This window comes from Streptomyces rhizoryzae (assembly GCF_023155275.1).
Classification (GTDB): domain Bacteria; phylum Actinomycetota; class Actinomycetes; order Streptomycetales; family Streptomycetaceae; genus Streptomyces; species Streptomyces rhizoryzae.
In genome coordinates this window covers 90,815-111,149 of record NZ_JALMUV010000026.1, presented here as the reverse complement: position 1 = coordinate 111,149, position 20,335 = coordinate 90,815, and the positions used below count along the sequence as shown (strand labels likewise).

Here is a 20,335-nt window from a genome sequence, read left to right as displayed (position 1 = left end):
CGGCGGGGGTGGGGGAGAGGTTGGCGGCCAGGTGGAGCGGGCCGCGGCGGAGGAGGAGCCAGCGGGCGTCCTCGTCGTGGGTGACGTGGGTGCGGGCCGGATCGGGGTCGGTCAGCGCCGGGTGGCTGCGGCGGAGGGCGAGCAGGGCGCGGTACCAGGAGAGCAGGGCGGCGTGCGGTTCGGCGGCCGGTTCGGACCAGTCCAGGACGCTGCGGGCGCGGGTGGCCGGATCCTGCGGGTCCGGCCAGTCGGTGCCGGGGCCGCCGCCGTGCCCCGCGCCGCCCTCCTGCGCGGCGAACTCCCGCCGCCGCCCGGCCCGGACGGCCTCCGCCAGCTCGGGGTCGGTGTGGTCGGTGAAGTACTGCCAGGGGGTGCGGGCGCCCCACTCCTCGCCCATGAAGAGCATCGGGGTGAACGGGGAGCACAGGACCAGGGCGGCGGCGCAGGCCAGCAGACCGGGGGAGAGCGCGGCGGCGAGCCGGTCGCCGTACGCGCGGTTGCCGATCTGGTCGTGCGTCTGGGCGTACGCCAGGAGCCGGTGCGGCGGGGTGGCCCGCAGGTCCAGGGGCGCGCCGTGGCGCCGGCCGCGGAAGCTGGAGTAGCTGCCGTCGTGGAAGAAACCGCCGGTCAGCGTCTTGGCGAGGGCGGCGAGCGGGGCGCGGGCGAAGTCCGCGTAGTAGCCGTGGGACTCGCCGGTCAGGGCGGCGTGCAGGGCGTGGTGGAAGTCGTCGTTCCACTGGGCGTGCAGGCCCAGTCCGCCGCTCGCCCGCGGGGCGGTGGTGCGCGGGTCGTTCCGGTCGGACTCGGCGATCAGGAACAGCGGGCGGCGCAGCTGGGCGGCCAGCGCGTCCACCGCCGCGGAGAGTTCGGCCAGGAAGTGCTCGGCCCGGTCGTCGTGCAGGGCGTGCACGGCGTCCAGCCGGAGCCCGTCGGCGCGGTAGTCGCGCAGCCAGCCGAGCGCGCTCCCGATGAGGTAGCGGCGCACCTCGTCGGACCCGGGGGCGTCGAGATTGACCGCCGCCCCCCAGGGCGTGTGGTGCGCGTCGGTGAAGTACGGGCCGAATTCCGGGAGGTGGTTCCCGGACGGGCCGAGGTGGTTGTGGACCACGTCGATGACCACCCCGAGGCCGTGCCCGTGCGCGGCGTCCACGAACCGCTTCAGCCCGTCCGGCCCGCCGTACGGCTCGTGCACCGCCCACGGCGCGATCCCGTCGTACCCCCAGCCGTGCGTCCCGGGGAACGGGCAGACCGGCATCAGGGAGACGTGCGTGACGCCCAGGTCCGCGAGGTGGCCCAGGCGCGCGGCGGCCGCGTCGAAGGTGCCCTCGGGGGTGTACGTCCCGATGTGCAGTTCGTAGAGGACCGCGCCCGGCAGCGGGCGGCCGGGCCAGGGGTGCCGCCAGGGGAACCGCGTGTGGTCGACGACCGCGCCGGGCCCGCCGGGGCCCGTGGGCAGCCGGGCGGCGCGCGGGTCCGGGCGCGGCGGTCCGCCGTCGAGCCGGAAGGCGTAGCGGTCACCGTGGCGGGCCGGCGCCTCGGCCCGCCACCAGCCGGGGCGGCCGGGGTCGGGCTCCAGCGGGACCGGCGGTTCGCCGGCCCGGTCCCCGGCCCACTGGAGGGCGGCCCGCCCGGCCTGCGGCGCCCATACCTCGAACAGCACGGTGGTCCTCCTTCGTCGTCCGCGCCGGCCCGCCCGCCGCGGGGTCCGCGGCCCGGTCCGCACGACCCAAGCACGCCGCCGGGCCGGACGGAAGCACGCGGTGCGGCGGGGCACCGACATCGCCTGGACACCGGCTCGTTGCAGGCCGGACAATCACGGCATGACTTCGCTCCAGTTCCCCGCGCGTCCCTCGGACGCCGACCGGGAACGCGCCCTTGAGCTGCTGCGGGACGGCGCGGCGCAGGGACGGCTGTCCCAGGACACCTTCCTGCGCCGGCTGGACGTGGTCCTGACCGCCCAGCAGCACTCCGAACTCGCCGCCGCCACGGCGGACCTGGAGAGCCGCGGCAGGGCGCAGGGGCTGGTGCTGCGACTGGTCGGCCGGGTGTCCTCCTTCCACCTGCGGGTCCGCCGGGCCTGGCGCACCGAGCGGCTGCCGAAGCTGCTGCTGCCCGAGCCCGGGCCGTTCCCGCTGCGGATCGGGCGGGCCCCGGGCGTCGGCCTGCGGCTCAACCACGAGACGGTCTCCCGCCACCACGCCGAACTGCGCAGCGAGGGCCGCGGCTGGGTGCTGCGCGACCTCGGCTCCACCAACGGCACCTGCGTCAACGGCCGCCGCCTGGTGGGCGAGATACCGGTCGGGCCCGGCGACCACATCCGCTTCGGCGAGGTGGACTACGTCCTGACGGAGCGCCGGGGCCCGGCGGGGCGGTGAGGGGGGACTGACGGCGGGCCGTCCGGCCCCGGGGCGGACCCGTTGCGCGCCCCCGGCCCCGGCGGCCTCAGTGCTGGTGCAGCCCCCGCCCGGCCAGCGTCAGGAACGCCTCGCCGACCGCCTCCGACAGCGTCGGGTGCGCATGCACCTGCTGCGCGACATCGGCCGGTTCGGCGTCCCAGGCCACGATCAGCTGGCTCTCCGCGATCATCTCCGAGACGTGCGGCCCCACCAGGTGGACGCCCAGCACCGCGCCGGTGGCCTCGCCGCCCGCGCCGTCCGCCGCCGCGATCACCTTCACCATCCCGCCCTGGCCGTGCACCATGCCCTTCGCGGTGGCGGTCAGCGGCAGGGTGTTCACCTTGACCGGCAGGCCCCGGGAGCGCGCCGCCTCCTCGGTCAGCCCCACCGACGCGGTCTGCGGACTGGAATACGTCACCCGCGGTACCGCCGCGTAGTCCACCGGGCGGGACGGGATCCCCGCCAGCGTCTCGGCGACCAGCAGCCCCTCGGCGAACGAGGCGTGCGCCAGACCGGGCGACGGCGGCGGCAGCAGATCGCCGACCACGTGGATGCCCGGTACCGCGGTCTCCAGCCGGGACCAGTCCGCGGGCGCGACGAACCCCCGCCCGTCGGTGGCCAGTCCGGCCGCCGCCAGGTCCAGCCCGTCGGTCACCGGGGCCCGCCCCACCGCGACCAGCAGCCGCTCGGCCGTCACCACCGCCTCCTCGCCCCGGGCGGTGCGGACGGTGGCCCGTACGCCGTCCGGCAGCAGCTCCGCGCCGGTCAGCGTCGCGCCCGTGCGGACGGTGATCCCGCGCCGCTTCAGCCCCCGGGTGAGGTGGCGGCCGACGTCGGCGTCCTCCAGCGGCAGCAGCCGCTCCGCCGCCTCGACGAGGGTGACCTCGGCGCCCATCGAGCGGTGGAAGGAGGCGTACTCGACGCCGATCGCGCCGCCGCCCAGGACCAGCACCGAGGCCGGCAGCCCGGGCGCGAAGAGGGCGTCGTCGCTGGTCACCACGCGCCGCCCGTCCGCGGTCAGGCCGGGCAGCATCCGGGGCCGGGAACCGGTCGCCAGGACGATCCCGCGCCGCGCGGTGAACGCGCCGCCGTCCGGCCCGTCCACCCGCACGCTCCGCGGACCGGTCAGCCGCGCCGAACCGCGCACCACCCGCACCCCGGCGCGCGCCAGATGGCCGCCGACGCCCTGGTGGTTGCGCGCCACGATGTCGTCCCGGGTGGCGGTCAGCGCGTCCCAGTCCACCGACTCCAGGGTCGCCTTGACGCCCCACCGGGCGCCCGCCTCGGCGATGCCGTCGACCAGCTCCGCGGCGTGCAGCATGGCCTTGCTGGGGATGCAGCCGCGGTGCAGGCAGGTGCCGCCGACCAGATCGCGTTCGGCGAGCACCACCCGCAGTCCGAGGGCGGCGGCCCGCAGCGCGGTGCTGTAGCCGCCGGTGCCGCCGCCGATGACGACGACGTCCGGCTCGTCGGGCCGGTCCGTGAGCGAGTGCGTGTTCATGGCCCCCAGCCTCCGCCCGCCTGCGGTGATGAGTCCAAGGCAATGTTTCTATGGGGACGATGAACGGTGTGCATGGCGGCCGTGGCGAGTACCGGGGCGGCCGGCGCACGGTGGCCGGTTCCGGTGCGGGGAGGGGCGGATGAGCCTGCGTCAGATGGAGTACCTGGTGGCGGTGGTCGAGGAGCAGTCCTTCACCCGTGCCGCGGAGGCGCTGCACGTCAGCCAGTCCGCGCTCTCGCACCAGATCAAGGCGCTGGAACGGGAGGTCGGCGGGCCGCTGCTGGAGCGGATGACCCGCGGCGTCCGGCTCACCCCGATGGGCCGCGCCTACTACCCGCACGCCGAACTCGCCGTCCGCAGCGCCCGCCAGGCCCGCCGCGCGGCGCTCGCGGCCGGTGGCGCGGAGACCGGTGAACTCCACCTCGCCACCGTGCACGCCCAGGCCATCGGGGTGCTCCCGGCGGTCTGCGCGCGCTGGGCCCGGCTCCGGCCCGGCGTCCGCGTGGTGCTCCACGAGTACGCCACCACCGAGGAGCTGACCGACCGGATGCTGCGCGGGGTGGCCGACATGGCGCTGGGGCCGCGCCCGGAGGACTGGCCGGGGCCGGTCACCGTCGTCGGCCGGGAGCGGATGGTGCTGGTGGTGCCGCACGGCGACCCGCTCGCCGGCCGCGCCTCGGTGCGCCTGGCGGACCTGGCGGACCGGCCCTGGGTGCGGTGCAGCCTGGAGCCGGTGCTGGCCGGGCGGCGCTGGCTGGACGTGGAGTGCGAGCGGGCCGGCTTCACCCCGCGCACCGCCGTCCGCACCCAGCACACCTCGACGGCCGTGCGGATGGCCTCGGCCGGTGTCGGCGTCCTGCTCACCGCCGCCCACGAACTCACCGGCCTGGACTGCGCCCGGGTGCCCACCGACCCGCCCTGGCGCCGCGACATCACCGTCTTCTCCCGCGTCGAACTGACCGGCGCCGCAGCGGAGTTCACCGGCCTGCTGCGGGAGTGGGGGGACGAGCACGGGGCCTGACGCCGAACGGGGCCGCGCGCCCGGCGCGGGACGGGCCGGGCCCGGCGCGCCCGCCGCACCCGGCCCGTGCCCCGCCGTACCGGCCGCCGCCCGCGCGGCCTTGACGCCCTGTCAGCCTGTCTCCGCCGGCTCCGCTGCCTCGGCTGCCCCCACCGCCTCCGCCGTTCCCTCCGCCCGGACCAGGAGTGCCACCGGCCACGCGGAGAGCAGCGTGTCCACCCCGACCGGGGCCCCGCCGGGCAGCGTGCGGCCGGTCAGCAGGTCGTGCCAGGCGCCGCCCGCGGGCAGCCGCAGCACGGTGTCCCACCAGCCGCCGGTCTCCCGCAGCCGCAGCGACAGCCGGGTGACCGCGGTGACCACCCGTCCGGCGCGCGCGAAGGCCACGCAGTGCTCGGCCGCCGGGCCCTCCGCGGTCAGCGGCTCGTAGGAGCCGGCGGCGCCGAACCACTCCGGGTGCGCCCGGCGCAGCCGCAGCGCGGCGGCCGTCAGCCGCAGCTTCTCGGCGGACAGCCCGTCCGGCACGGCCCCGCCGTCCAGCTCCGCGAGCAGGCCGGGCGCGAACCGCGCGGGCCGCCGGTTGTCCGGGTCGACCAGCGCGGTGTACTCCCGCTCGGTGCCCTGGTAGAGGTCCGGGACGCCCGGCACGGTCAGGTGCAGCAGCGCCGCGCCCAGTACGTTCGCCCGGATGTACGGGGCCAGCTCCGCCTCCAGCGCGGCCAGGTGGGCGGCGGCCGGACCGCACGGCCCGCCGCGGACGAACTCCGCCACCGCGTCCTCGTACGCCGCGTCCGGCTCCGTCCAGGACGTCCGCAGGCCGGCCTCCCGCACGGCCTTGAGGACCGCGGGCGCCAGCCGCTCCCGGCCCTCGCCGGCCGGTCCCCCCGCCGCCGGGCCGCCGGCGGTGGCCGCCCCCAGCCCGAACGCGCTCTGCCAGGCCGTCCACACCGCCATCGGATCCACCGGCACCCCGCCCTCGGCGGCCTCCGGCCCGCCGGCCACCGCGCCCAGCACGTCCCGCCACCGGTCCGGGCACTCCGACAGCACCGCGATCCGCGCCCGCACATCGGCACTGCGCTTGGTGTCGTGCGTGGACAGCACCGTGCCGCCCTCCGGCCAGTCCCGCTGCATCCGCGCGCAGTACTCGTGGAACGTCCCGGGACCCAGCGCCGGTTCCCCGGGATCGCCGCCGACCTCGCACGCCGACAGCAGCACCGGGTAGCGGTAGAACGCGGTGTCCTCCACGGACTTGGCGTGCAGTGCGGACGCGGTCTGCGCGAACCGCGCCGCGAAGTCCACGACGCCGGGGTCCGGCGCGCCGCCCCCGCCGCCGGCGCACCGCCCCAGCGCCAGGTCGTGCACCAGGTCCACCGCCCCGGCCTCCTCCGGCACCCGGAAGGTGGCCCGGGCCCGTTCCGCGGCAGCGGCCAGCATCGCCGCGTCCGACGCCGCCCGCGCCGCGTCCGCGGGGTCCCCGGTGTACGGCCGGTAGACCGGCAGCCGCACCAGCAGCTCCCGGACCGCCTGCCGCAGCGCCCACGGGGCGTGGTCGCCCGGCCGGGGCACCCGCTCGCCGATCCGGACCGCGGTCCGCACCAGGCGCTCCACCTCGGCCGCCAGGTCGTGCTCGACGACCTCGTAGGCGGCCCGGCGCACCGTCTCCTCCCAGTCGCCGCCCTCGTCCGCCAGCGGGGTGACGAAGTCGCGGTAGTGCGAGAACAGCCGCCCGGCGCCCTGCGGGCAGACGAACAGCCCGTCGATGTGGCGCAGCGTGTCGTAGCCGGTGGTGCCCGCGCACGCCCAGCCGACCGGCAGCCGCTCCGGCCCGGTGAGGATCTTCTCCACCACCGTCCAGCAGCCCTTGGCCGCGCCCCGCAGCCGCGCCAGATAGCCGCCCGGGTCCACCAGTCCGTCCGGATGGTCGATCCGCAGCCCGTCGACGACGCCGTCCCGGATCAGCCGCAGCACCGTCCGGTGGGTCGCCTCGAACACCTCGGGGTCCTCGACGCGCAGCCCGATCAGGTCGGAGATGGTGAAGAACCGCCGGTAGTTCAGTTCGGTGCGGGCCAGCCGCCACCAGGCCAGGCGGTACCACTGTGCCCCCAGGAGGCGCTCCAGCGGCAGCCGTTCGGTACCGGGGCGCAGCGGGAAGACCTGCTCCCCGTAGCGCAGCACCTGCCCGTCGACCCGGAAGCGGGGCAGCTCGTCCCCGATCCGCCCCTCCAGGACGGGCAGCAGCACCCGGCCGCCGTGCCCGCCGTCCCAGTCGATGTCGAACCACCGGGCGTACCGCGACCCCGGCCCGTCCCGCAGCACCTCCCACAGCGGCCCGTTCAGCGTCAGCGGCGCGGGCACCGCCATGTGGTTGGGCACGATGTCCACGATCAGTCCCAGGCCGTGGGCCCGGGCGGTGGCCGCCAGCGCCCGCAGCCCGTCCTCGCCGCCCAGTTCGGCCCGCACCGCGCCGTGGCCGGTCACGTCGTAGCCGTGGGTGGAGCCGGGGACGGCCTCCAGGACGGGCGAGAGGTGCAGGTGCGACACCCCGAGCGCGGCGAGGTACGGGACGGCCCGCCCGGCGGCGGCGAACGGGAAGTCCGGCTGGAGCTGGAGCCGGTAGGTGGCGGTCGGCGACGGACTCGAAGCGTGCGTCATGGGAACACCCGTACCCCGCGGGCGGGCCGTTCTGTCATCGGGTTGCGTCATCCCGGGCCGTCCCCTCCGTGGTGTCTTCGTCCGAACCGCCGGGCCGGACCGCGGTACCGCTTCGTACGTACCGCCGCTACGGATCGTGCCGGGGGGACGGATAGCTTCTTGTGATGACCGCTGCCACCACCTACCGCCGGGTCCTCGCCCTCAGCGGGCCGCTGCTGCCCGTGGTCTCCTTCCTGGGGCGGCTGCCCACCGCCATGTGCCAGCTCGGCAGCGTCCTGCTGGTGGCGGAGACCAGCGTCGCTGACCACGGCGGGCCTGGTGGGCGGCGCCCTGGCGGCGGGTCAGACGGCCGCCGGCCCGCTGACCGGGCGGCTCGCCGACCGGCACGGGCAGCGGCCGGTGGTGCTCGTCGCCTGCTGGCTCAACGCGCTCGCGGTGGCCGCCCTGGTCCTCGCCGCGCAGGCCCGTACGGCGACCCTGCCGCTGGCCCTCATCGGCCTGCTGGCGGGCGCCAGCGTGCCGCAGATCGGGCCGCTGGCCCGCACCCGGCTGGTCGCGCTGGCGCACCGCGCGGCGGCCGGCGACCGGGTGGTGAGCGCCGCGCTGTCCCTGGAGGGCACGCTGGACGAGGTGTCGTTCGTGCTCGGCCCGGCGCTGGTGGGGCTGGCCGCCTCGGTGGCCCGTCCGGCGGTGGCGCTGGCGCTGGCCGCGCTGCTGCTGGCGGTCTGCGGCTCGGCGTTCGCGCTGCACCCCACCGCGGTGGCGGCCGGCCGCGCCGCGGGCCGGGCCCCGCGCGCCACCGGGGCCGCGCGCGGGCCGCGCGCCCGGATGCCCCGGGCGGTGCACGCCATGCGGCTCTCGATGGTGCTCCAGGGCGCCATGTTCGGCGCCTGCCAGGCGGGCATCACCGCGCTCACCGAGCGCCTGCACCAGCCCGCCCAGGCCGGTCTGGTGTACGCCGCGATGGGCGTGATGAGCGCTGCCGCGGGCCTGTCGCTGGCCCTCGTACCGGCCAGGATCGGGCTGCCCACCCGGTGGCGGGCGGCCGCCGCCGCGCTGATCGTGCTGTCGGTGCCGCTGCTGTTCGTCCGCTCGCTGGGAGCGCTCTACCTGGTCGTGGTGGTGCTCGGGGTGGCCTTCGCCCCGCATCTGATCACCCTCTTCGGACTCACCGAACGGCTGGTGCCGGCCACCCGGCTGGCCGAGTCGATGGCGTTCCTGACCAGCTCCGTGGTCGGCGGACAGGCCCTGGCGCTGGCCCTGTCCGGGCGGCTGGCCGACGCCCACGGCCCGTCGGCCGCCTTCGCGGTCGCGGTCGGCGCCGCGGTGCTGATCCTGGCCGTCGCGCTCACCACCCGCGCCGGCGCCCGGCCCGCCGCGCCCGTCCGCGCCCCCGGGCCCGGCCAGGACGCCGCGGCGGACCCCGCCCCGGCACCCTGACCCGGCGGGGCCCGCGCGGCCGCTCAGGCGGGCCGCTGGAGCACCAGCAGGCTCCGCCCGACCAGCGTCAGCAGGTCGCCGCCCTTGACCTTGGCGCCCCGGCCGTCGGCCGGCGCCTCCGGCCGGTCGGTGTCCACCACCACCTGCCACTGCCGGCCCAGGTGCTCCGGCACCCGGAACTCCTTGTCCTGGTCGTGGGCGTTGAACATCAGCAGGAACGAGTCGTCGGTGACCGGCTCACCGCGCGGCCCCGGTTCCGAGATCGAGCTCCCGTTGAGGAAGACGGTCAGCGCGTGCGCGTGCACCGACTGCCAGTCCCGGGTGCCCATCTCCGTACCGGCCGCGGTGAACCACGCGATGTCCGACAGCTCGTCGTGGGTGCCCTCCATCGGGTGGCCCTGGAAGAACCGCCGCCGCCGGAAGACCGGGTGGTCCCGCCGCAGCCACACCATCTGCCGGACGAACGCCAGCAGCGCCAGCTCCTCCGCCCGCTCGGCCTCCTCCGGCGACTCCGCCGCCGGGCCGTCCCCGTCCGCCGCGTCCCCGTCCGCCGCCCCGGGGCCGCCCCCGGTGCCCTGGGCCGCCCGCTCCGGCCAGCGCACCCAGGTCAGCTCGTTGTCCTGGCAGTACGCGTTGTTGTTGCCGCGCTGGCTGCGGCCGAACTCGTCGCCGTGGCTGAGCATCGGCACGCCCTGCGACAGCATCAGGGTGGCGAGGAAGTTCCGCATCTGCCGGAGCCGCAGCCGCCGCACCGCCGGGTCGTCACTGGGCCCCTCCGCACCGCAGTTCCAGGACCGGTTGAACCGCTCGCCGTCCCGGTTGTCCTCCCCGTTGGCCTCGTTGTGCTTGTCGTTGTACGACACCAGGTCGCGCAGGGTGAAGCCGTCGTGGCAGGTGACGAAGTTGACCGAGGCCAGCGGGCGCCGCCCGTCCTCCTGGTAGAGGTCGGAGGAACCGGTCAGCCGGGATCCGAACTCCGCCAGGGTGCGCGGCTCGCCCCGCCACAGGTCCCGCACGGTGTCCCGGTACTTGCCGTTCCACTCCGTCCACAGCGGCGGGAAGTTCCCCACCTGGTAGCCGCCCTCGCCGACGTCCCAGGGCTCGGCGATCAGCTTCACCTGGCTGACCACCGGGTCCTGGTGCACCAGGTCGAAGAACGACGACAGCCGGTCCACCTCGTGGAACTGCCGGGCCAGCGTCGCCGCCAGGTCGAACCGGAACCCGTCCACGTGCATCTCCTGGACCCAGTACCGCAGCGAGTCCATCACCAGCTGGAGCACGTGCGGGCTGCGCATCAGCAGGGAGTTCCCGGTGCCGGTGGTGTCCATGTAGTAGCGCCGGTCGTCCGACAGCCGGTAGTACGAGGCGTTGTCCAGCCCCCGGAAGGACAGCGTCGGCCCCAGGTGGCTGCCCTCGGCCGTGTGGTTGTAGACCACGTCGAGGATGACCTCGATGCCCGCCCGGTGCAGCGCCCGGACCGCGGTCTTGAACTCCAGCACCTGCTGCCCGCGGTCCCCCCAGGAGGCGTAGGCGTTGTGCGGGGCGAAGAAGCCGATGGTGTTGTAGCCCCAGTAGTTCGTCAGCCCGGCGTCCACCAGCCGGTGGTCCTGGACGAACTGGTGCACCGGCATCAGCTCCAGCGCGGTGACGCCGAGCTTCGCCAGATGGTCGATGATCGCCGGATGGGCCAGCGCCGCGTAGGTGCCGCGCAGCTCGGCCGGCAGGTCGGGGTGGCGCATGGTCAGTCCCTTGACGTGCGCCTCGTAGAGCACCGTCTCGTGGTAGGCGGTGCGCGGCGGGCGGTCGTCGCCCCAGTCGAAGTAGGGGTTGACCACCACCGACGCCATGGTGTGCGGCGCCGAGTCGAGGTCGTTGCGGACCTCGGGGCGGCCGAAGTGGTAGCCGTAGACCGCCTCGTCCCAGTCGATCACCCCGCTCATCGCCCGCGCGTACGGGTCGAGGAGCAGCTTGGCGGAATTGCAGCGGTGCCCGTGCTCGGGCTCGTAGGGGCCGTGCGCCCGGAAGCCGTAGCGCTGCCCCGGCATCACCCCCGGCAGATACGCGTGCCGCACGAAGGCGTCGGACTCGCGCAGCTCGACGGCGGTCTCCGAACCGTCGTCGTGCAGCAGACACAGTTCGATGCGCGTGGCGGCTTCGGAGAACACCGCGAAATTGGTGCCCGCACCGTCGTAGGTGGCACCCAGCGGATACATCTGTCCCGGCCAGACCTGCATGCGTAGACTCTTCCACTTTCTCTGCGGGGCGGCGGCGACTCCACGACACACGTCCGCGGACCGAATCGGAATCCTTTCCCAACGTGTTCCAACTTGCCGGATAACGGGAGATTTTCGCGTGATCTCCGCTGAATGGTGGGCGATCTTCGGCAATGTCCGATTGTCGTACCGTTACCTCATCGGGCCCTCCTGCGGGGTGCCCGGGGGTCCGCCCGGGGGTGGGCGGTGCGCGCCCTGGGCCCCGGGGTGCCGTCAACGGCCCGTGCCCGGGTCACTCCCTCGCATGGTCCCAAACCGGCCGCCGCCCGCCGCCCCGGCTATGAAACCGCTCACTCCGGCCGTGCTTACCGGCCACAACCGGCGAGAGGGACAAGGGGAGTTGGCAACCGACTCGGACCATCCTGCTGCACCGCCCCCCGGCGCCGCAGTAGTCTGCCTTGATCGTTGGCACGAGGGTTCGGGAGGCGGTGGCAGGTGAGCGGCGGGCTGGAGTTGCCCCCTGGTGACGAGAGTCATGAGGGCCAGGAGGGCGGCTCCGTGGACGCGCCGCCCGGGACGGTGTCCCTGGCCCGGCCGCTGGAGATCGGCGCCGAGCTGGACTGGGGAACCGACGCCTGGAGCGAGGTGCGCACCCGGGCCCGCCGGGCCGGCCGCGCCTACATCTGGCTGAATCTCGTCGAGCAGCGCCTGCGCGCCGTCGTCGCGGCCGTCCTGCGGCCCGTCTACGAACCGGTCCACGGCGACGAGTGGGTCGTCGCGGCCGCCGGACCGGCCGGCCAGGAGTGGGTGCAGCGCGCCGTCGCGGTCCGCGAGGTCAGCCGCCGCAAGGGCTACCTCCTCGACCCCGCCGACGACAACATCGTCAGCTTCCTGACGCTCCCGCAGCTGCGCGAGCTGATGGTCCAGCACTGGCCCTGCTTCGAGCCCTACGTGGACGACCGCCGCGAGGTCGAGCTGGCCCTCGACGAGCTGGAGGTCGCCCGCAACATCGTCTCCCGCAACCGCGCGCTGTCCGGCACCGTCCTGGCCCAGGCCGAGCGGGCCTCCGCCCGGCTGCTGGACCTCCTCGGCTCCGGGGCCGGCACCCGTATCTCCGGGCGGCTGCCGATCGACGCCGTCGAGGACCTGGTCGGCGACCGCTACGCCGACGTGGTCGGCGTCCATCCCGACCGGGTGCGGCTCCAGCGCCAGCTGCCGGCCGAGGACCTCTTCGGCGGCGCCCGCCGCCTGGACGCGGTGGGCATAGGACTCAACCTCCTCGTCCAGAACTACTCCGGCCGCCGCCTGGTCCGGCTCGCCGAGACCGGCTGCCGGGTCCGGCTGCTCTTCCTCAACCCGGCCAGCAGCGCGGTCCGCCGCCGGGAGCGCGAAATCGGCCTGAAGAAGGGCGAGATGAGCCGCTCCATCGAGATGAACATCCTGCACATGCGGCGGGTCCGGGCCCGGCTGCGGGACCCGGGGGCGTTCGAGATCCAGGTCTTCGACGAGACCCCGCGCTTCACCGCCTACCTCGTCGACGGCGACGGGCCCGACGGGATAGCCGTCGTCCAGCCCTACCTCCGCAAGAGCCGCGGGATGGAGTCGCCGGTGTTCGTGCTGCGCGGCGGCGGCCGGGAGGTGGTCCGGCAGGACGCCGGCGACGGCGACCACGGCCTCTTCGAGACCTACCGCGAGGAGTTCGAGAGCGTCTGGGCGGACTCCCGGCCGGTGTCCTGACGGCCGGTCCGGGCCCGGCGGGCGCCGGGCGGCCCGGCCCGCTGTCAGTGGCGCGTGCGAGAGTGTCGGACAGCGGGGGAGGTACCACCGAAGGAGGCCGCATGAGCTGGCATCAGGAGCTGCTGGTCAGCTTCGACCTGGAGACCACGGGCACCGACATCGAGCGCGACCGCATCATCACGGCCGCGCTGGTCCGGCTGGAGGGGGACGGCCGGGTGGCGGGGCAGCAGTCCTGGCTGCTCGACCCGGGCGTGCCGGTCCCTGAGGAGGCCGCGGAGATCCACGGCATGTCCACCGACTACGTCCGGGCGCACGGCCGCCCGCCCGCCGAGGCGATAGCAGAGATCACCGACGCCCTGGCCGGCGCCCTGGGCGCGGACATCCCGCTGGTGGTGATGAACGCCCGGTACGACCTCTCGCTCCTGGACCGCGAGTGCCGCCGGCACGGCCTGCCCACCCTGACCGAGCGGCTCGGCCACCCGCCCGCCCCGGTCATCGACCCGCTCGTCCTGGACAAGCACGTGGACCGCTACCGCAAGGGCACGCGTGCCCTCCAGGCGCTCTGCGGGCACTACGGCGTGCGGCTGGACGGCGCGCACGAGGCGGGTGCCGATGCGGCGGCCGCGGCCGGCGTCGCCCGCCGCATCGGCGAGCAGTACCCGGCCGTCGCCCTGCCGTCGCCGCGCGCGCTGCACGACCTCCAGGAGCGGGCCGCCGCCGAGCAGGCCGCCTCGTTCCAGGCGTATCTGCGCCGGTCCGGCAAGCCGCAGGCGAGGGTCGAGGCGGCCTGGCCGCTGATCCCGTACCAGCGCTGAGCCCTCCGGCGGGCCGCCGTCGCGGCGGCCGGGCCCCCGGTCACCGCGTCAGAACGGGTACCACCGCACCGCCGCGTCCTTCTCGCGCAGCGAGGCGACCCGGCGCCGGAACTCCCTGGCGGCCGCGGGGTTGCCGGGCGCGTGCTGGGAGACCCAGGCGCAGCTCGCGGTCTCCCGGGAGCCGCGCAGCACGGCGCAGCCCGCCCAGTCCCGGACGTCCCAGCCGTACGCCGCGGCGAAGGCGTCGTACGCCTCCGCGCCCAGCCCGTAGCGGTCCCGGCTCAGCGCCATCACCACCAGGTCGTGCTCGCGCAGGTCGCAGGAGAAGGTCTCCAGGTCGACCAGGACCGGCCCGTCGGGGCCGACGTGCACGTTGCGGGGCAGCGCGTCGCCGTGGATCGGCCCGCGCGGCAGGTGCGGTTCCAGCGCCGTGGCGGCCAGGGCGAAGGCGTCCCGCCGGCCGCGCAGGTACTCCGCGTCGGCCGGCGGCACCGCGTCGCCGGCCAGCCGCAGCCAGCGCTCCACCCCGTCGAGCAGCTCGCGCCGGGGGAGCGCGAACGGCGGCTCGGGCAGCGCGTGGACGCGCTTGAGCAGCTCGGCGAGGTCCTGCGGCCCGGCCGGCCGGACGGCTTCCGGGAGGCGCTGCCAGTACGTCACGGGGTGGCCGTCGACGAGCCGGGCGTCCGGTGCGGCGGCCCGGACGGCCGGGACGCCCTCGTCCGCCAGCCAGCGGGCCACGGCCAGTTCCCGCTCGGCGCGCGGCAGGAGTTCGGCGCTGCGGCCGATCCGGACGACCGGGCCGTCCCCGGGGAGCGCGAAGACGGCGTTCTCGCCGAGCGCGAGCAGCCGGGCGTCCGCCGCCGCGCCGGGGTGCCCGGCCGCGGCCAGCACGTCCCGGGCGCGCGCCTCGGTGAAGGCGGGGCTGGTTTCGGTCATCGGATGGCCTCCTGCGGTGCGTTCTCGCGCTCAGTCTCGCAGGTGCCCGGGGCCGGGCCCGGGCGGCGGGCGTCCGCCGGTGCGCACCGGCGCGGGGCGCGGGCCCGGCCGCCCGGGAGCGGCCGCAGGCGCAAACGGCCCGTCAGCTGACGCCCCGTAGTGCGGACGCGTGAACGGGCTTGTGCCGCGCCGGTCAACTCCCCCCAGTTCTTTGGCTGGTTCTGCCCGCGTTCGCAGTTGTGCAGGGTTGTTGCGTATCTCACACGGCTCGGTGGGCCTTGAATTGACCCCGTCAATCCGACAGGGTTTCGAACCAGCCCGAGGAGACCTTCGGGTCTCCTCGGGCCGTTGCGCAACGCTTCCCCCCACACCACGAACGAGGAGAACCCTCGCTATGGCTCACAAGCGTTCCGGCAAGAAGCGGCTCGTCACGGCGATATCCGCCGCGGTGGCCGCCACTGGGATCGCCGCCGTCACCGCGGTCACCGCCGGTGCGGCGCCTGCCGAAGGAAAGATCTACGGCGCCGACGCCAAGGGCGCCGTCAAGGGCAGCTACATCGTGCTGCTGAAGAAGTCGGCGTCGGTGCGCGCCGCGGAGAGCGGCGGCCTGGCGGCCAAGTACGGCGGCAAGGTCAAGCGGACCTTCACCGCCGCCCTCGACGGCTTCTCGGCCACCGGCCTGTCCGACGACGAGGCCAAGCGCCTGGCCGCCGACCCGGCGGTCGACAAGGTCGTGCAGAACCACACCTTCCACATCGACGGCACCCAGGACAACCCGCCGTCGTGGGGCCTGGACCGCATCGACCAGGCCGACACCAAGGGCGACGGCAAGTACACCTACCCGGACAGCGCGGGTGAGGGCGTCACCGCCTACGTCATCGACACCGGCATCCACATCAGCCACAAGGACTTCGGCGGCCGCGCGTCGTACGGCTTCAACGCCATCGACAACAGCGACAAGGCCGAGGACGACAACGGCCACGGCACCCACGTCTCCGGCACCATCGGGGGCACCGCCCACGGCGTCGCCAAGAAGGTCAAGCTGGTCGCCGTCAAGGTGCTCGACGGCCAGGGCTCCGGCACCACCGAGCAGGTCGTCGCGGGCATCGACTGGGTCACCAAGAACCACAAGGGCCCCTCGGTCGCCAACATGTCGCTGGGCGGCGGCGCCGACGAGGCGCTCGACGCGGCGGTGAAGAAGGCCATCGACTCCGGTGTCACCTTCGGCGTCGCGGCCGGCAACGAGTCCACCGACGCGGGCCAGGGCTCCCCGGCGCGCGTCAAGGAGGCCATCACGGTCGCCTCCAGCACCAAGGACGACCAGCAGTCGGACTTCTCCAACTACGGCAGCGTCGTGGACCTCTACGCGCCCGGCTCCGACATCACCTCGGACTGGAACACCGGCGACGACGCCACCAAGACGATCTCCGGTACCTCCATGGCGACCCCGCACGTCGTCGGCGCGGCCGCGCTCTACCTGGCCGGCCATCAGGACGCCAAGCCGGCCGACGTGGAGAAGGCGCTGGTGGGCGGCGCCACGGCCGACAAGATCAGCAACCCGGGCCAGGGCACGCCCAACAAGCTGCTGAAGGTCGTGCAGTAGCCGACCGGACCGCTTGACCCGCACGCCGGCCGTCGCGCTCGCCCCCACGGGGCGCGGCGGCCGGCGTCGTGCTGCGCGGCACGCGGGCGCCGTGCCGCCGAACCCGCCGTCCCCCCGGCCGGGTTATCCACAGGAGGCTGCCTCCGGAACCGTCGGCGGCCGTGCGTGGCTACCGTCGGTGACATGCACGGAGTCACGCCGTTCCTCGGCATCAGCACCATCGTCTACGGAGTCATCGGACTGGTCTGCGTCCTCGCCGGCGCGGTCCGCAGGACAGGGGGGAGCCCGCCATGCACACCGTCACCGTCATCGTCCCGGCCCACAACGAGGAAGAGGGCCTGCCGGCCACACTGGAATCCCTCGCGCGGCAAACGGTCCGGCCCGACCGGATCCTGGTCGTCGACGACGCCTCCACCGACCGCACCGGCGAGGTAGCCGCCGCCCACGGGGCCACCGTCCTCCGCCCGCCGCGCAACCTCGGCAGCAAGGCCAGAGCGCAGAACCACGCGCTCCCGCGGTGCACCACCGACCTCGTCCTGGCGGTCGACGCCGACACCGTCCTCGCCCCGGACTACCTGGAGCGGGTCCTGCCGGCCTTCGACGACCCCGCGGTCGCGGTCGCCGCGGGCACGGTCCGCACCCGCCGCACCCGCACCCTGTGGGAGCGCGGCCGCTCCACGGAGTACCTCTTCGGCTTCCACTGGCACCGGCCCATCCAGGCGCTCGCCAACAGCCCCATGGTGTGCTCGGGTTGCTGCTCGGTGTTCCGGCGCGCGGAGCTGGTGGCGTTCGGCGGCTTCCCCGAGCGCACCATCGTGGAGGACATGGACTACACCTGGTCCCAGCAGATCGCCGGCCGCCGCGCGGTCTACGTCTCCGGCGCGGTCGCCCTGGCCGCCGACCCCGAGGACCTCACCTACTTCCGCAAACAGGTCAACCGCTGGATGGCCGGCTTCTGCCAGAACGTCCGGCTCCACCTCGGCCGGCTGGTCGTCCGCAAACCCCTGCTCGCGGTGTGGGTCCTGCTCGCGCTCGTCGAGATCCTCACCGCGCCGCTGTGGTGGGCCACCCCGTTCCTGCTCGCGGCCGGCGGCGGGACGTCCCCGCCGGCCGCCGTCGCCTGGTGGGCCGGGGCCGATCTGCTGCTGACCGCGCCACCGCTGGTCTACGCCGCCCGCCGCCGCGGACTCCCGCTGCGCGGCGTCCTGGCCGACATCCCCTGCGCCTACGCCACCAAGGCGGTCAATCTCGTCTACGCCTGGAAGGCGCTGGTGGTGGAGCTGCTGCTGGTGCCCCTGCACCTGGCCCGGGGGCTGACCGTCTACGAGAAGGGGCGCGCGGACACGCCCCGGGGGAGGGAGGCGGTCGCGGTGGGGGCAGTGGGCGGACCGGGGCCGGTCAGGCGGTGAGCGCCGCCGGCTCGCCCCGGCCGCGGGCCCGCACGGCCTGGTCGTAGCGGCGCAGCAGCAGCCGGGCCAGCTCGGGGGCGTCACCGAGCACCGGCGCGAGCACATCGGCGCGGGCCTCGCGGGCGCCGGCGGCGATCCGGTCCGGCAGGAAGCCCGGCGCGATGACGTACGGGGCGACGGCGACCCGCTGGACGCCCTCGGCCCGCAGGGCCCGTACGGCGTCGGCCGTCCGGGGAAGGGAGGCGGAGGCGAACGCAGGTCGCACGGCGCACCATTCGGCGGTGCGCCGCCACTCCCGCGCGATATCAGCGATCACTGCGATCGCCTCCGGGTCGGAGGAGCCCGCCGAGGCCAGTACGACCCCGGTCGAGCGGCGGTCGCCGGGCCGCAGCCCGGCCTCCTCCAGCCGGCGCTCCAGCGCGCCGGTCAGGAGAGGTGAGGGGCCGAGCACCTCGGCCTGGTGGACGGTCAGCAGGGGCAGCCGCGCGGCGGCCTCCCGCAGGACCGCGGGGATGTCGGACTTCGCGTGGAAGGCGCGGGTGAGGAGGAGCGGCAGCGCCACCACGTTCCGTACGCCGTCGTCCGAGAGGCGTTCCAGCACCCGGGGCACCCGGGGCGCGTTGAAGTCGAGGTAGCCGACCTCCACGCGCAGTCCGGGCCGCAGCTTCCGGACCCGCGCGCGCAGCGCGGTGACGGTCGCGGCGTGCCGGGGGTCGCGGCTGCCGTGGGCGATGACGAGGAGAGTGGGGCGCGTGCTCATGGGTCAGTTCTTGACGAGGAGGCCGCGGCTGCGCAGCACCCGGCGCTCGATCGGGGCGAAGATCAGCAGCTCGATTCCGATACCGACGATCAGGATCAGCAGGATCGCCGACAGCACCCAGGACATGTCCTGGAGCTCCCGGCCCTGCTCCAGCATCTGGCCCAGGCCGGTGCCCAGATCGGGCGCGCTGACGATGAGTTCGGCGGCCATCAGCGAGCGCCAGGAGAACGCCCAGCCCTGCTTGAGACCGGCCAGGTAGCCGGGGAGCGCGGCGGGGAGCAGCACGTGGCGGACACCGGCCAGACCGGTCGCGCCGATGGTGCGGCCGGCGCGGAGGTAGAGAGGGGAGATCTGGTCGACCCCGGACACCAGGCCGTTGGCGATCGAGGGGACGGCGCCGAGCAGCACCACCGCGTAGATGGTGGCGTCGCTCAGCCCGAACCAGATGATCGCCGCCGGCACCCAGGCCACCGAGGGGAGGGACTGAAGACCGCTCAGGATCGGCCCGATCGCCGCCCGGACCGGCTTGATCCGGGCCACGATCAGGCCCAGCACCGTCCCGAGGACGACCGACGCCACGAAGCCGAGGGCGCCGCGGGAGACGCTGGTCCACACGAAGCCGAGCAGGGTGCCCTCGAACCACTTCTGCTGGAGCGAGCGGAAGACGTCCAGCGGGCTGGGCAGCAGGTAGTGCGGCTTGACCTGGAAGTGGTAGGCGAGCTGCCACAGCGCCAGCACGATCACGATCGCGATGACGGGAGGGAAGAGCTTTGACAACGTGGTGCGCAGCCAGGGCTGCCGGGCCACCACGGTGGCGTCCAGGGCGTCGAGGCCGGCCTCCAGACCGGCCAGGTCACCGCCGGCCGGACGGGGTTCCCGGCCCGCCGCCGGGCCGCCGGCCGCCTCCGGGGCCGCCGCGCCGCCCCGGTCGGTGGACGCGCCGGTGGACGCGCCCCCGGTGGACGCCCCGTCCGGTGGTCCGGCGGGGTCGTCGCCGGGCGTGCCCGCGGCGGACGGGGTGGTGGTCTCAGTGCTGGCCATGGCGGCGGATCTCCCCACGGAGCTGTTCGGTGATCTCGATGGACAGGTCGGCGACCGCGGCGTCCTCGATGCGGCGCGGCTGGGGGATGTCCACCTGCCACTCGCGGGCCACCCGGCCGGGGCGGGAGGAGAGCAGCACGACCCGCTCCGCGAGCCGCACCGCCTCCCGGACGTTGTGGGTGACGAAGAGGACCGAGAGGTTCGTCTCCTGCCAGATCCGGGTCAGCTCGTCGTGCAGCACGTCGCGGGTGATGGCGTCGAGCGCGGCGAACGGCTCGTCCATCAGCAGCAGTTGGCTGTCCTGGGCCAGCGCCCGGGCCATCGCCACCCGCTGGCGCATCCCGCCGGACAGTTCGTGCACCCGCTTGCCGTACGCGCCCTTGAGCCGGACGAGTTCCAGCAGCCGCTCGGCCTCGGGGCGGCGCTCGGCGCGCGGCACACCGCGCAGCCGCAGCGCCAGTTCGATGTTGCGGCCCGCGGTCAGCCACGGGAAGAGGGCGTGCTCCTGGAACATCAGCGCCGGCCGGCCGCCGGGCGTCTCGATGGTGCCGTCGGACGGCTCGTCCAGGCCGGCCACCAGGTTGAGGAGGGTGGACTTCCCGCACCCCGAGGCCCCCAGGAGGCAGACGAATTCGCCGGGCGCGACATCGATGCTGATGTCGTCCAGCACCTGCTGCCGCGCGCCGGGGCGGCCGAACGACTTCGAGACGTGGTGGATACGAGCGGCGTGCGGACCGGTGGTGCCGGCGTCCGCCGCGGCGGGCTTGGTGAGCGTGCTGGTCGTCATCGGTGTCACCTCCTGGGGGATCGGGGG

15 protein-coding genes and 1 riboswitch are annotated in these 20,335 nt (G+C 75.1%); of the genes, 7 read left to right on the top strand and 8 right to left on the bottom strand.

Annotated features, from left to right (window positions below; all coding sequences use genetic code 11):
- Nucleotides 1–1,660 (bottom strand): malto-oligosyltrehalose trehalohydrolase (gene treZ / locus MUU72_RS21070; RefSeq protein WP_248014891.1); only part of this gene is annotated, 1,660 nt, incomplete at its 3' end.
- A 160-nt stretch (nucleotides 1,661–1,820) separates the two neighbouring features.
- Between treZ and MUU72_RS21065 the strand changes: the two genes are divergently transcribed.
- Nucleotides 1,821–2,375: an FHA domain-containing protein gene (locus MUU72_RS21065; protein WP_248014890.1), complete on the top strand. Its 555-nt coding sequence runs from the start codon at nucleotides 1,821–1,823 to the stop codon at nucleotides 2,373–2,375.
- A 67-nt stretch (nucleotides 2,376–2,442) separates the two neighbouring features.
- On the opposite strand, the gene lpdA is transcribed toward MUU72_RS21065, so the two are convergent.
- On the bottom strand, nucleotides 2,443–3,897 hold the full coding sequence (gene lpdA, locus MUU72_RS21060; RefSeq protein ID WP_248014889.1) for a dihydrolipoyl dehydrogenase: 1,455 nt from the start codon (nucleotides 3,895–3,897) through the stop codon (nucleotides 2,443–2,445).
- 139 nt (nucleotides 3,898–4,036) lie between these two features.
- Between lpdA and MUU72_RS21055 the strand changes: the two genes are divergently transcribed.
- Entirely contained in the window at nucleotides 4,037–4,918 is an 882-nt protein-coding gene (locus MUU72_RS21055) for a LysR family transcriptional regulator (protein WP_248014888.1), read from the top strand.
- Between the two features lie 111 nt (nucleotides 4,919–5,029).
- On the opposite strand, the gene treY is transcribed toward MUU72_RS21055, so the two are convergent.
- Nucleotides 5,030–7,567 (bottom strand): malto-oligosyltrehalose synthase, encoded by a 2,538-nt coding sequence (treY, locus tag MUU72_RS21050; RefSeq protein ID WP_248014887.1) that lies wholly within the window; start codon nucleotides 7,565–7,567, stop codon nucleotides 5,030–5,032.
- A gap of 318 nt (nucleotides 7,568–7,885) precedes the next feature.
- Here treY and MUU72_RS21045 point away from each other — a divergent pair, with 318 nt between their 5' ends.
- Nucleotides 7,886–9,007, top strand: coding sequence for an MFS transporter (locus tag MUU72_RS21045; RefSeq protein WP_372503234.1), 1,122 nt, complete (start codon nucleotides 7,886–7,888; stop codon nucleotides 9,005–9,007).
- A gap of 23 nt (nucleotides 9,008–9,030) precedes the next feature.
- On the opposite strand, the gene glgX is transcribed toward MUU72_RS21045, so the two are convergent.
- Nucleotides 9,031–11,241, bottom strand: coding sequence for a glycogen debranching protein GlgX (gene glgX, locus MUU72_RS21040; protein WP_248014886.1), 2,211 nt, complete (start codon nucleotides 11,239–11,241; stop codon nucleotides 9,031–9,033).
- A 537-nt stretch (nucleotides 11,242–11,778) separates the two neighbouring features.
- Between glgX and MUU72_RS21035 the strand changes: the two genes are divergently transcribed.
- Together MUU72_RS21035 and MUU72_RS21030 are read left to right on the top strand one after the other, a co-directional pair.
- Nucleotides 11,779–12,957 carry a DUF5919 domain-containing protein gene (locus tag MUU72_RS21035; protein WP_248014885.1) on the top strand — a complete coding sequence of 393 codons (1,179 nt, stop codon included), beginning with the start codon at nucleotides 11,779–11,781 and terminating at the stop codon, nucleotides 12,955–12,957.
- A 101-nt stretch (nucleotides 12,958–13,058) separates the two neighbouring features.
- A complete protein-coding gene (locus tag MUU72_RS21030; RefSeq protein WP_248014884.1) occupies nucleotides 13,059–13,772 on the top strand; it encodes an exonuclease domain-containing protein in 714 nt (237 codons plus the stop codon).
- Nucleotides 13,773–13,820: 48 nt separating this feature from the next.
- Here MUU72_RS21030 and MUU72_RS21025 read toward each other — a convergent pair whose 3' ends face one another.
- Complete coding sequence (locus tag MUU72_RS21025; protein WP_443743063.1) at nucleotides 13,821–14,558, bottom strand: aminoglycoside phosphotransferase family protein; 738 nt, start codon at nucleotides 14,556–14,558, stop codon at nucleotides 13,821–13,823.
- Nucleotides 14,537–14,602: riboswitch (guanidine-III (ykkC-III) riboswitch) on the top strand. It overlaps the preceding gene by 22 nt.
- Before the next feature lie 500 nt (nucleotides 14,603–15,102).
- On the opposite strand from MUU72_RS21025, the gene MUU72_RS21020 reads away from it, so the two are divergent.
- Entirely contained in the window at nucleotides 15,103–16,311 is a 1,209-nt protein-coding gene (locus MUU72_RS21020; RefSeq protein WP_248014882.1) for a S8 family peptidase, read from the top strand.
- 245 nt (nucleotides 16,312–16,556) lie between these two features.
- Nucleotides 16,557–17,720: a glycosyltransferase family 2 protein gene (locus tag MUU72_RS21015; protein WP_505016668.1), complete on the top strand. Its 1,164-nt coding sequence runs from the start codon at nucleotides 16,557–16,559 to the stop codon at nucleotides 17,718–17,720.
- Here the strand turns inward: MUU72_RS21015 and MUU72_RS21010 are convergent.
- From MUU72_RS21010 to MUU72_RS21000, 3 genes are read right to left on the bottom strand one after another with little or no spacing between them, the layout of a single operon-like run.
- Nucleotides 17,710–18,480 (bottom strand): sirohydrochlorin chelatase, encoded by a 771-nt coding sequence (locus tag MUU72_RS21010; protein ID WP_248014880.1) that lies wholly within the window; start codon nucleotides 18,478–18,480, stop codon nucleotides 17,710–17,712. The genes MUU72_RS21015 and MUU72_RS21010 overlap by 11 nt on opposite strands.
- Nucleotides 18,481–18,483: 3 nt before the next feature.
- Nucleotides 18,484–19,521 (bottom strand): ABC transporter permease, encoded by a 1,038-nt coding sequence (locus MUU72_RS21005; RefSeq protein ID WP_248014879.1) that lies wholly within the window; start codon nucleotides 19,519–19,521, stop codon nucleotides 18,484–18,486.
- Complete coding sequence (locus MUU72_RS21000; protein ID WP_248014878.1) at nucleotides 19,508–20,308, bottom strand: ABC transporter ATP-binding protein; 801 nt, start codon at nucleotides 20,306–20,308, stop codon at nucleotides 19,508–19,510. The genes MUU72_RS21005 and MUU72_RS21000 overlap by 14 nt, the downstream gene beginning before the upstream one ends.
- Nucleotides 20,309–20,335: the final 27 nt, after the last annotated feature.